Consider the following 12523-nt stretch of genomic DNA (forward strand, 5'->3'; position numbering starts at 1 on the left):
GTCAATTCCCCTCATCCGGTATGTTGAGAAGATGCCCGCAGGCCTTGCAGTGCACGGCGTCCGGCTCATGCCGTTGCAGTCCGCACTGCGGACAGGGAAAGAACACCTTGGCGGGTCGAAAAATCGCCGTCGCCAGTCTGACGAACAGCGAGATGCCGATGATCATGGTGGCGATCGCGGTCAGCTTGCCGGCGATCCCCGGCAGCACGATGTCGCCGAAACCGGTCGTCGTCACCGTGGCGACGGTAAAATACAGCGCATCGATATAGTTCTCGAGGCCGGCGCCGGTGCGAAAGAAGAAGGTGTAGACGAAGCCGGTGATGACGAACAGGAACGTCAACAGGTTGATGACCGCGTGGCTCGCCTCGCGCCAGGGCCTTAAGCCACGCATTTCGAAATGCTGCCACAGCGAACCGCTGCGCGACAGCGACCACAGCCGCAGGATGCGCAGGAACGCCAGATTTGCCAGCGCCGTCGGCATCAGCAGCGTCAGAAGGATGAAGACATCGACCCAGGATGTCGGCTGTTTCATCAGCCGCAGCATGTCGTTGGAGGCTAACAGCCGGGCAATCAGGTCGGCGGCGACCAATGCGGCGACGGTATAGTCGAGCCACAGGAATGACGGCTTGTCCTGGAGCACCGGCGTGGCAACGAAGAAGGCGATGATGGCGAGGTCGATGATGACCGCCACCAGTTGAAACCGGAACGCCGCCGGCGTGCGTCCGTGATAGAGCTTGCGCAGCCTGTCACGCAGCCGCGCGATGGCAGAGCTTTGCTGCGATCCGTCCTTCTCGGCTGCTTTCATCACCAAGTGCGTAACGGTCCCAGGCGGGGCCGTCTAGAGCATGATCCCAAAAAGTGGGTGCCGGTTTTTGGAAAAGATCACGTTCCAACAAAGGGTTAGATCATGATGAGATTTCAACCGAATCTCATCATGATCTAATGGCCCCGGTGATCCTCAGCCCTCCACCACCTTGCCGTCCGGCCCGACGAGGCGCCAGGCCGAGGCGGTGTCGTAGACGAACCGCTCCTCCGCAATCCGGTCACCACGCCAGCGCTGCAGGGCCACCTCTTCCAGCCGGCGCACGGTGCCGGCCTTGTCGACACGGTCGAAGGTCCAGCGGATGGCGACATTGTCGCCATCGACCAGGAATGTCTGGACAGGATGGGTGTGCATCTTCTCGATCCGGTCGAGTGCTGCCTGCTCATGCGCCATCAGTGTTTCCTTGCCGCGCCGCGGGACGCCGAGATTTTCCTGCATGGTGGCATCGTCATGGTAGAAGTCGGCGATCGCTTTGACGTGGCTGCCTTCGACCACCTCCTTGAGGAAGGCTTCGACGCGTTCGCGGCTGGGCATGATTGTGCGTTCCTTTGAAGTTTCTGCTCAACGCATGTGGTTCAAAGGAAGGTCAGGTCAACCACGCCCCGCACGCTGGCCCTATCGGCTGCAATGTCAGGCCCAGAGCATCTTTATGCCGTCATGCACTGGCCGACGTCGATGCGATTGCCGTGTATATCAGCGCAGCCTAGACGAGCTCGACTTCGACCACACCCGGCACCGCGCGCATGGCCGACGCGATCTGCGGCGAGATGCGGTAGCGGTTGGGCAATTCGATCTCGATCTCGCCCTGCGCCTCTTCTTTGATGACGATAATGCTTACCTGACTTTCCCCACGCTGGGTAAGCTGCGATTGAATCGCCGACGCAGGCCCGTCATTTCGAACGAAGATGCGCAGCGCCTTCTGGATACGGCTGGCCTCATCCTCCAGCGACTGCACCGTCTGGATGCGCAGATTGACCCCTTCGGGCCTATCCTCGGCCGAAACGGTGATCACCACCGAACGTCCGGGCTCGAGCAGGTCGCGATACTGCGCCAACCCTTCCGAAAACAGCACGGCTTCATATTGGCCAGATGTGTCGGAAAAGGCGATGACGCCCATCTTGTTGCCGGTTCGGGTCTTGCGCTCCTGCTTGGTGGTGACGGTGCCGGCGAGCCGGCCCGCGGCGGCACCGCGTTTGACCGCAGCCGAGAACTCGCCCCAGTTTTGCACCCGCATCTTCTGCAGGGCCGCCTTGTACTCGTCGAGCGGATGCGCCGAAAGATAGAAGCCGACGACCTGGAATTCACGGTGCAGCCGGTCGGCGGCAAGCCACGGATCGGTCTGCGGCAAATTGAGCGCCTGCTGCTGCGCGCCGAGCGACGCGCCGAAAATGTCGTGCTGGCCCGAAATGGCATTCTGCTGCGCCAGCGAAGCCAGCCCCATCATCCGTTCGACGCCGGCCATCATCTGGGCGCGGTCGTGGCCGAAGCAGTCGAGCGCGCCGGCCATGATCAGGCTTTCGAAGACGCGCTTGCCGACGATCTTGGGATCGACCCTTTCACAGAAATCGGCGAGATTCTTGAACGGCTTTTCGCCGCGCATGGCGACGATGTGCTCGACCGCAGCGTCACCGACGCCCTTGAGGGCCGCCAGCGAATAGTAAATGCGGTTCTCGCCGACCTCGAAATTGCGGAAGCTGGTCATCACTGACGGCGCCACCACCTCGATGCCGAGACGCAGCGCATCCTGGCGGAAATCGGCGAGTTTGTCGGTATTGCCCATGTCGAGCGTCATCGACGCCGCCAGGAACTCGACGGGATAATGCGCCTTGAGATAGGCGGTCTGGTAGGACACGACGGCGTAGGCGGCCGCGTGCGATTTGTTGAAGCCGTAGTCGGCGAACTTGGCCAGAAGGTCGAAGATGAAGTCGGCCTGCGGCTTGCCGACGCCGCGTTCGACCGCACCTGTGACGAAGCGCTCGCGCTGCTTGTCCATTTCGGCGCGGATCTTCTTGCCCATGGCGCGGCGCAGCAGGTCGGCTTCGCCGAGCGAATAGCCCGACAGCTCCTGCGCGATCTGCATCACCTGTTCCTGGTAGACGATGACGCCTTGCGTCTCCTTCACCAGATGGTCGATCTTGGGATGGATCGATGCCATCTCCTCTTCGCCATGCTTTCTGGCGTTGTAGGTCGGGATGTTCTCCATCGGGCCGGGACGGTAGAGCGCCACCAGCGCGATGATGTCCTCGATGCAGTCGGGCCGCATGCCGATCAGCGCCTTGCGCATGCCGGCACTTTCCACCTGGAACACACCGACCACTTCGCCGCGCGACAGCATGGCGTAGGTTTCAGGATCGTCGAGCGGGATCGTCGCCAGGTCGATCTCGATGCCGCGCCGGCGGATCAGCTTCACCGCCGTCTCCAGCACCGTCAGCGTCTTCAGGCCGAGGAAGTCGAATTTTACCAGCCCGGCCTGCTCGACATATTTCATGTTGAACTGGGTGACCGGCATGTCGGAGCGCGGATCGCGGTACATCGGCACCAGTTCCGACAAGGGCCGGTCGCCGATCACGATGCCGGCGGCGTGCGTCGAAGCGTGGCGGTAGAGCCCTTCCAGCTTTTGCGCCATATCGAGCAGCGTCTGCACGATCGGCTCCTTCTCGGCCTCCTCGGCAAAGCGCGGCTCGTTGGCGATGGCATCCGCCAGCTTGACCGGATTGGCCGGGTTCTGCGGCACCATCTTGGAGAGCTTGTCGACTTGGCCGTAAGGCATTTGCAGCACGCGGCCGACGTCGCGCAGCACCGCGCGCGCCTGCAGCGTACCGAAGGTGATGATTTGTCCCACCTGGTCGCGGCCATATTTCTGCTGGACGTAGCGGATGACCTCTTCGCGCCGATCCTGGCAGAAGTCGATGTCGAAGTCGGGCATCGACACGCGGTCCGGATTGAGGAAGCGCTCGAACAGCAGCGAGAAGCGCAGCGGATCGATATCGGTGATGGTGGTGGAATAAGCGACCAGCGATCCGGCGCCCGAACCACGGCCCGGCCCGACCGGAATGCCTTGCGCCTTCGCCCATTTGATGAAGTCGGCCACGATCAGGAAGTAACCGGGAAATTTCATCTTCTCGATGATGGAGAGCTCGAAATCGAGCCGCTCGCGGTATTGTTCGACCGTGTAGCCGGCGGTGGGTCCATGCGCCGCCAGCCGGGTCTCCAGCCCCTCATGCGCCTGCCGGCGTAGCTCATCGGCCTCCGCTTTCAGCGCCACCTCATTGTCGGCGACATCGCCGCCGGTAAAGCGTGGCAGGATCGGATTGCGGGTCTTGGGATAATAGGAACAGCGCAGCGCGATCTCGACGGTGTTGTCGATCGCTTCCGGCAGGTCGGCGAACAGCCGCGCCATATCCGCCTGGCTGCGCAGGAAATTGTCCGAAGTCAGCCGGCGACGGTTGTCGGCGGCAACCACCGAACCCTCGGCAATGGCGATCAGAGCATCATGCGCGTCATAGTCGTCGCGGGCGGCGAAGAACGCCTCATTCGTGGCGACCAGCGGCAGATCATGGATATAGGCAAGGTCGACCGATGATTTCTCGATAGCGCGGTCATAACCGGAAACACGGTCCAGCTCGACATAGAGCCGGTCGCCGAACAGCGCCTTGAGTGCCAGCAGCCGCGTCTCGGCAAGATCTCGGCGATCCTCCTTCAGCGCCCGGCCGATCGGGCCGCGCGGCCCGCCGCTGAGGCAGATCAGGCCATCGCTATGGCCTTCCAGCATTGCTGACGTCAGATGCACGGGCTCGCCCGGCGGCGTCTCCAGATAGACCTGGCTGACCAGCCTGACGAGGTTGCTGTAGCCGGCCTCGGTGGCGGCGAGCAGCACCACGGCGTGCATCTCCGGACCATGGCGGCGGCGGTCGCGCTGCGCGTCGCTGGTCTCGCCGGAAAAGGCGAGATCGATCTGGCAACCGATAATCGGCTGGATGCCTTCCTTCACCGCCTTCTGGGCAAATTCCAGCGCGCCGAACAGATTGTTTGTGTCGGTGACTGCGATTGCCGGGCACTCGTCCTTGACTGCATGACCGACAACGGCGGCGACCTGCAAGGCGCCCTCGAGCAGCGAATACGCCGAATGCACGCGCAGATGGATGAACGGCCGCGCCGGCGCCTCCGGGCGCGCAGCAGCGAGCGCTGCTTCGCGCCTCAGGGGATCGCGTGGAAGTTTGTCATCCGCCATGATGTTTCAAATTGCTCGAAGGGCTTTGAGTCGATGGAGATGTATTGTCCCGGACCGGGCGATGCCAGTCCAGCACAAATGACCACCGACCACAGGCTTCTGTACCCAGCCGCACGGCTCAGAGATTGTTCGAAATTCGCTCTGGCGAGTCATAATGATGGTGGTTTCGAGAACCGGAGCGCAGCGGCCATTGCTCCGTGAGCACGGGAAGCGCAGAAACCACCTTCAGATGGCCGCCGGAGTAGAATTTCCAAACAATCTCTAGGCGAACTCCATGATCACCGCATCGACAGCCAGGCTGTCACCCGGCTTGGCGTTGAGCTTCGACACGACAAGATCGCGGTCGGCGCGCAGCACGTTTTCCATCTTCATCGCCTCGACCACGGCCAGCGTCTCGCCGGCCTTGACCTCCTGCCCCTCGGCAACCGCGATCGACACGACCAGGCCCGGCATCGGGCAAAGCAGCATCTTGGACGTGTCCGGCGCCACCTTCTCCGGCATCAGCCTTTCCAGCTCCGCCGTGCGCGGCAGCATGGCGCGCGCCGTCACCGACATGCCTTTCCAGGCAATGCGCAGGCCGTTCGGCGCCGGCCTGATCTGCGCCGTGACCTTGCGGGCACCGACAGTGCCGCGCCAGATGAGGTCGCCCGGCCGCCAGTCGGACGCCACGGTCAGCGCTTTGCCGCCATCGACCGACAGATCGATTTCCATCGGAATGGAGATCATGCCCTCGATGATCGAAGCCTGGAGATAGTCGTCGCCGAGCTTCACCACCCAATCGCGCTTGAGTGCGCCCGAATGCGGCGCCAGCCGCCCGCCCAGCCGGTCAAGCCGATCGCGGCGCAGAAGCTCGACCGCGGTGGCGATCGCCGCCAGCACTGCCTTTTCATCGCCATTGGGCACGATCGGCGCGAAGCCGTCAGGATATTCCTCGGCGATGAAGCCCGTCGATATCCGCCCCTCGCGCCAGCGCGGATGCTGCATCAGCGCCGCCAGGAACGGGATGTTGTGCTCGATGCCGTCGACGACGAAACTGTCCAGCGCTTCCGACATGGCATCGATGGCCTCGATACGCGTGGGCGCCCAGGTGCAGAGTTTTGCCACCATCGGATCATAGAACATCGAAATCTCGGAGCCTTCGGTGACGCCGGTGTCGTTGCGGATGAAGACATCGCCGAACTTGCCCTCCTCCGGCGGCCGGTAGCGCGTCAACCGGCCGATCGAGGGCAGGAAATTGCGATAGGGATCCTCGGCATAGAGCCGGCTTTCCACCGCCCAGCCGTTCAGCTTGACGTCGCTCTGCTGGATCGCCAGCTTCTCGCCGGCGGCGACACGGATCATCTGCTCGACCAGGTCGATGCCGGTAACAAGCTCCGTCACCGGATGCTCGACCTGCAATCGTGTATTCATTTCAAGGAAATAGAAGTTCTTTTCAGCATCGACGATGAACTCGACGGTGCCGGCGCTCTGGTAGTCGACCGCCTTGGCCAGCGCCACGGCCTGCTCGCCCATGGCCTTGCGCGTCCTGGCATCGAGGAATTGCGACGGCGCCTCTTCCGCAACCTTCTGGTTCCGGCGCTGGATCGAGCATTCGCGCTCGCCGAGATAGAGGGCGGTGCCATGCGCGTCGGCCAGCACCTGGATTTCGATATGACGCGGATCGACGACGAACTTTTCGATGAAGACTCGGTCGTCGCCGAACGAGCTTTTCGCCTCCGAGCGCGCCCGGTCGAAGCCGTCGCGCACTTCCGACTGGCTCCAGGCAATGCGCATGCCTTTACCGCCGCCGCCGGCCGAGGCCTTGATCATCACGGGATAACCGATCTCGCCGGCGATCTTTTCGGCATGGTCGGCATTTTCGATGACCCCAAGCCAGCCGGGAACCGTCGACACCTCAGCGGCCTTGGCGAACTTCTTCGATTCGATCTTGTCGCCCATCGCCTTGATAGCCTTGGGTTTCGGACCGATGAAGACAATGCCCTCAGCCTCAAGCGCTTCGCAGAAGGCGGCCCGCTCCGACAGAAAACCGTAGCCGGGATGCACGGCCTGCGCGCCCGTCTCCTTGCAGGCAGCGATGATCTTTTCAGGCAGAAGATAGCTTTGCGCGGCAGGCGATGGCCCGATATGCACGGCTTCGTCGGCCATTTCGACGTGCACGGCGTCGCGATCGGCGTCGGAATAGACCGCTACGGTGGCAATCCCCATCCTGCGCGCCGTCTTGATGACGCGGCAAGCAATCTCGCCGCGATTGGCGATCAGGATTTTCGTGAACATCGAAGGCGTTTCCTCGGTCTTTCGTCCTTCTTATGGGCTTCGGCAGCCGGGCTCAAGCACCGCCGGCAGCGCACCCATCAAGACACTCCCTGCCCGCCAGGCCCGTGCCGAGGGGCGAAGGTTGGGCTCGCCGACGACTGGGCCAAGATTTGCGCCATATTTGGTCGCCAAATCGGGTTGAAACAGTATAAAAACCCTGAAAGCCTGAAGACCAATCGCCTTGGGAGGAATTGCCTAATGAAAACCCGCGCCGCTGTCGCTGTCGCCGCCGGAAAGCCGTTGGAAATCATGGAGGTCGACCTCTACGGACCGCGCGAAGGCGAGGTGCTGGTCGAGATCAAGGCGACCGGCATCTGCCACACCGACGAGTTCACCCTGTCGGGCGCCGATCCCGAAGGCCTGTTTCCGGCAATCCTCGGCCATGAAGGCGCTGGCGTTGTCGTCGATGTCGGCAAGGGCGTCACCTCGGTCAAGAAGGGCGACCACGTCATCCCGCTCTACACGCCGGAATGCCGGCAGTGCCCATCCTGCCTGTCGCGCAAGACCAATTTGTGCACCGCCATCCGCGCCACGCAGGGCCAAGGCTTGATGCCCGATGGCTACTCGCGCTTCTCGATCGGCAAGGACAAGATCTTCCACTATATGGGCTGCTCGACCTTCTCCAATTTCACCGTTTTGCCCGAGATCGCCGTCGCCAAGGTCAACCCGGACGCGCCCTTCGACAAAATCTGCTACATTGGTTGCGGCGTCACCACCGGCATCGGCGCGGTCATCAACACCGCGAAGGTCGAGCAAGGCGCGACTGCTGTCGTCTTTGGTCTCGGTGGCATCGGCCTCAACGTCATCCAGGGCCTGAAGCTCGCCGGCGCTGACATGATCATCGGTGTCGACCTCAACAACGACAAGAAGGCATGGGGCGAGCGCTTCGGCATGACGCATTTCGTCAATCCGAAGGAGATCGACGGCGACATCGTTCCTCACCTCGTCAACTTGACCAAGCGCGGCGCCGACCAGATCGGCGGCGCCGACTACACATTCGACTGCACCGGCAACACCAAGGTGATGCGCCAGGCGCTGGAAGCCTCGCATCGCGGCTGGGGCAAGTCGGTCGTCATCGGCGTGGCCGGCGCCGGCCAGGAGATTTCGACCCGGCCGTTCCAGCTGGTCACCGGCCGCACCTGGATGGGCACCGCCTTTGGCGGCGCACGCGGCCGCACTGACGTGCCGAAAATCGTCGACTGGTACATGGACGGCAAGATCCAGATCGACCCGATGATCACCCATTTGCTGAAGCTTGAGGACATCAACAAGGGTTTTGATCTCATGCATGAGGGCAAGTCGATCAGGAGCGTCGTCGTTTACTAAGTGCGATCAGCAAAAGTGGCGCCCGGTTTTGCGTCCGATCGCACACCAAACGGAGGAAGAACAAGCCGCCGACCGAAGGGCCAGCGACTGAAGTTGCACAGGTTCAACAAGGGAGGAAGACAATGCCTGAGAAACTGCATCCCAAAATCGACAATGGCTTGCCAAAGGAGAGCGCAAGCTTTGCCGGCGGCACGCTGGTCTGCGCCTGCACCAGCAAGCCGGTGAAGGTGACGGTCAAGGGCCAGATCGCCCACAACCATGCCTGCGGCTGCACCAAATGCTGGAAGCCTGACGGCGCGGTGTTCTCGGTCGTGGCCGTAGCCGGCACCGGCGATGTCACAGTCACCGAAAACGGCGACAAGCTGAAAGTGGTCGACCCCTCGGCACTTATCCAGCGTCACGCCTGCACCGGCTGCGGTGTCCATATGCACGGACCGGTCGAGCGCGACCATCCGTTCAAGGGTCTGTCCTTCATCCATCCCGAGCGCTTCCAGGAAGACGGCTGGTCACCGCCGGGCTTCACCGCTTTCGTTTCGTCGATCATCGAATCCGGTGTCGACCCCAAGCGCATGGACGGCATCCGCGGCCAGTTGAAGTCGATGGGCCTCGAGCCCTATGACTGTCTCAACCCCGGCCTGATGGATTACATTGCCACCTGGACGGCGAAGAAGTCGGGCGCGCGGCCGGCCTGACAGTACGAGATTTCTGGCATGGGGCCGGGTAACATGCCGGCCCCATGTCCGTTTTGGAGAGATAATGCCGGCACCCGCCATCTACGTCGACGCCGATGCCTGCCCGGTGAAAGCCGAGGTCGAGAAGGTCGCCGAGCGCCATGGCGTGGTCGTCACCTACGTCTCCAATGGCGGGCTGCGTCCGTCGCGCGATCCGATGATTCGCAACGTCGTCGTCTCTAAAAGCGCCGATGCCGCTGACGATTGGATCGTCGAGAACGCAAAACCCAACGACATCGTGATCACCGCCGACATCCCGCTTGCCGCTCGCACCGTGGCGCTCGGCGCGCATGTGCTTGGGCCAACCGGCCGGCCGTTCACGCCGGAGACCATCGGCATGGCGGTTGCAATGCGCGATTTGAAGCAGCATCTGCGCGAAACCGGCGAGAGCAAGGGCTACAATGCCAGCTTTGCGCCACAGGATCGCTCGCGTTTCCTGGGTGAGCTCGACCGTATCTTGCGGCGGGCTCTGAAATCCGTCACACCCGACCAGACGTGAAGCATCATCCGAGGTCGGGCTATGGCCGACACATCGCCGAATAACCCCTTGCAGCGGCACAAGCAGTTCTTTGTGTCGCTAGCCGTCGGTCTGGTCGTATTTGCCGCGGTATTGCCTTTGATTGGATCGCTCCCCGTCTCCACGCGGCTTGCTTATTCGATCTCGATTGCCGCCGATTCCTTCTTCGTCGTCTTCATCGCGCTCGTCATCGCCAAGATGCCGCTGCTGTCCGGCCGCTATCTCAGCAAGAACGCGCGCGAACTGGACCTCCCAGTGCTGGGCATCTTTGCCATCACGCTCGGCATCGTCGCCATGGCCATTGTCCTGCTGTTCCTTTTGATCAATCACAAGGATCGCGACCCCATCGAACTCGGCTTCGCCATGCTGTCGATCCCGCTTGGCTGGTTCACCATCCATGCCATGGCCGCCCTCCACTATGCGCATGTCTACTGGATGGACGGCGACGCGATCGATGCCGAAACCAAGAAGAAGATACCGGTCGGCGGCCTCGATTTTCCCGGCAGCAAACGGCCGGACGGTTGGGACTTTCTCTATTTCGCGACGGTGATCGGCATGACCGCGCAGACCGCCGACACCGCGATCACGACCTCGCATATGCGCCGCGTGGTGCTTGTCCATTCGATCCTGTCGTTCTTCTTCAACGCCGTCATCGTCGCCGCCGTCGTCAATCTCGCGGTGAGCCTCGGCAATTGAGTATCCGTGCCCGCGATAAACCCGTGCCCGTAATAAAAACGTGACCGCATGAAACATCGCTTTCGATAGCGACGTATTGGGAGGACAAGGACGAGCGCGGCCATCCCAGGATCGCGCAGCCGGAGGCGAGGAAAAGATGGAAACCATTACCATGAGTCAGCCCGGCGCAGGCGTCGATGCCGCCTCAACGAAGGATGCGACGCTGATCTACCGGCAATCGCGCTGGACCCGCCTGACGCACTGGCTGTGGGCGATCTCGCTGTTCTTCTTGCTTTTGTCCGGCCTGCAGATCTTCAATGCCCGGCCGCAGCTCTACATCGGCAAGCAATCCGGCTTCGAGTACAACAACACCGTCTTTGCCATCGGCGCCGAAAACACCGCCACCGGCCCGCGCGGCTATACCGAAATCTTCGGCCATCGCTTCGACACCACAGGCGTGCTCGGCTGGTCGGGCCCGGCCCGGCAGCAAACGTCGCGTGCCTTCCCGTCCTGGGCGACAATCCCGTCCTATTACGATCTCGGCACCGCCCGCGTTGTGCATTTCTTCTTCGCCTGGATACTGACAACCACCTTGGTCGTCTGGCTGGTCGCCAGCCTGGTCAACGGCCATCTGCGCCGCGATCTGGCGCCGCGCCTTGACGATCTCAAGCGGCTGCCGCAGGACATCATCGAGCACGCCAAGCTCAGGTTCCACCACACACGCGAATACAACACGCTGCAGAAAATGGCCTATGGCGGCGTACTGTTCGTGCTGTTGCCACTCATGATCATCACCGGCCTTGCCATGTCGCCGAGCATGAACTCGGTGCTGCCCTGGCTCAACGAACTGCTCGGCGGAAGGCAGACGGCGCGCACCATCCATTTCACGGTGATGGTGCTGCTGGTCGGCTTTTTCATCGTCCATATGATGATGATCCTCGCCGCCGGCCCGATCAACGAACTGCGCTCGATCATCACCGGCTGGTACCGCACCGATCCGCCAAGGCATGGCGACACCGAGAGGAGTGCGTGAGATGGCCAAATTCCAGATCAGCCGCCGAAAGTTCCTGACGGGCGCCGGCCTCGGCGTTTCCGGCATCATGTTGTCGGGCTGCGATGCCTTCGACAGCCAGCTCGGCATGGGCGACGGCCTGCGCAGTTTCCTCGAAAACGCCAATGGCCTGACCTACCGCGCGCAACGCTGGCTTGCCGGCCGCGATGCTCTGGCGCCGGAATTCACCGAGGCCGACATCCGCCAGCCGCAGCGGCCGAACGGCGTCACCGCGCCCGACGATGACACCTACAAGGGCCTGCTCGCCAACAATTTCGCCGACTGGCGGCTGGAGGTAACGGGCCTGGTCGAAAAGCCGCTGTCGCTCAGCCGCGAGCAGTTGGAGAACATGCCGAGCCGCACGCAGATCACCCGCCACGACTGTGTCGAAGGCTGGAGCTGCATCGCCAAATGGACCGGCACCCCGCTGTCGCTGGTGCTCGACCAGGCTGTGGTCAAGCCGCAGGCCCGCTATGTCATGTTCCACTGCCTCGATACGATCGATCGCAGCCTCTCCGGGGAAATCAAATATTACGGCACCATCGACCTGATCGATGCCCGCCACCCGCAGACGATCCTCGCCTACGGCCTCAACGGCAAGCCGCTGCCGGTCGAAAACGGCGCGCCGCTGCGCGTGCGCGTCGAACGACAGCTCGGCTACAAGATGCCGAAGTATCTCTACAAGATCGAGCTCGTCGACAGTTTTGCCAATATTGGCGGCGGCCGCGGCGGCTATTGGGAAGACAATGGCTATGACTGGTATGGCGGGATTTGATGGCCTCGCATTCTGACCGAGCACGATCTGACTCCGACCGAACCGAGCTTGCCTGAGGAAGCCGGTTTCGAGCGCGTGGCC

At 62.3% G+C, this 12523-nt stretch carries 10 protein-coding genes; 6 read left to right on the top strand and 4 right to left on the bottom strand.

The annotated features are described in order from the left end of the window. Position 1: 1 nt before the first annotated feature. The 4 genes from NKJ18_RS05215 to NKJ18_RS05230 form a co-directional block, all read right to left on the bottom strand. Positions 2-805, bottom strand: a complete 804-nt coding sequence (locus NKJ18_RS05215; RefSeq protein ID WP_023681580.1) for a potassium channel family protein — start codon at positions 803-805, stop codon at positions 2-4. A gap of 153 nt (positions 806-958) precedes the next feature. Continuing rightward, positions 959-1357: a nuclear transport factor 2 family protein gene (locus NKJ18_RS05220; RefSeq protein ID WP_023667583.1), complete on the bottom strand. Its 399-nt coding sequence runs from the start codon at positions 1355-1357 to the stop codon at positions 959-961. 169 nt (positions 1358-1526) lie between these two features. Beyond that, positions 1527-5054 carry a DNA polymerase III subunit alpha gene (gene dnaE / locus NKJ18_RS05225; protein WP_352757920.1) on the bottom strand — a complete coding sequence of 1176 codons (3528 nt, stop codon included), beginning with the start codon at positions 5052-5054 and terminating at the stop codon, positions 1527-1529. A 261-nt stretch (positions 5055-5315) separates the two neighbouring features. Continuing rightward, the gene (locus NKJ18_RS05230) at positions 5316-7328 is read right to left on the bottom strand and encodes an acetyl-CoA carboxylase biotin carboxylase subunit (protein WP_352757921.1); all 2013 of its coding nucleotides are present in this window, start codon (positions 7326-7328) and stop codon (positions 5316-5318) included. 237 nt (positions 7329-7565) lie between these two features. Here NKJ18_RS05230 and NKJ18_RS05235 point away from each other — a divergent pair, with 237 nt between their 5' ends. From NKJ18_RS05235 to NKJ18_RS05260, 6 genes are all read left to right on the top strand, one after another. Next, positions 7566-8693 carry an S-(hydroxymethyl)glutathione dehydrogenase/class III alcohol dehydrogenase gene (locus tag NKJ18_RS05235; protein ID WP_352757922.1) on the top strand — a complete coding sequence of 376 codons (1128 nt, stop codon included), beginning with the start codon at positions 7566-7568 and terminating at the stop codon, positions 8691-8693. Positions 8694-8815: 122 nt separating this feature from the next. Beyond that, positions 8816-9385, top strand: a complete 570-nt coding sequence (gene gfa, locus NKJ18_RS05240) for an S-(hydroxymethyl)glutathione synthase (RefSeq protein ID WP_023710637.1) — start codon at positions 8816-8818, stop codon at positions 9383-9385. A 64-nt stretch (positions 9386-9449) separates the two neighbouring features. Beyond that, entirely contained in the window at positions 9450-9923 is a 474-nt protein-coding gene (locus NKJ18_RS05245) for a YaiI/YqxD family protein (protein WP_023695438.1), read from the top strand. A gap of 21 nt (positions 9924-9944) precedes the next feature. Next, positions 9945-10637, top strand: a complete 693-nt coding sequence (locus NKJ18_RS05250; RefSeq protein WP_023688301.1) for a DUF1345 domain-containing protein — start codon at positions 9945-9947, stop codon at positions 10635-10637. A 136-nt stretch (positions 10638-10773) separates the two neighbouring features. Then, a complete protein-coding gene (locus NKJ18_RS05255; protein WP_023691148.1) occupies positions 10774-11649 on the top strand; it encodes a cytochrome b/b6 domain-containing protein in 876 nt (291 codons plus the stop codon). Between the two features lies 1 nt (position 11650). Further along, entirely contained in the window at positions 11651-12442 is a 792-nt protein-coding gene (locus NKJ18_RS05260) for a molybdopterin-binding protein (protein ID WP_023681588.1), read from the top strand. Positions 12443-12523: the final 81 nt, after the last annotated feature.

Source organism: Mesorhizobium sp. M0217 (genome assembly GCF_040321955.1).
Classification (GTDB): domain Bacteria; phylum Pseudomonadota; class Alphaproteobacteria; order Rhizobiales; family Rhizobiaceae; genus Mesorhizobium.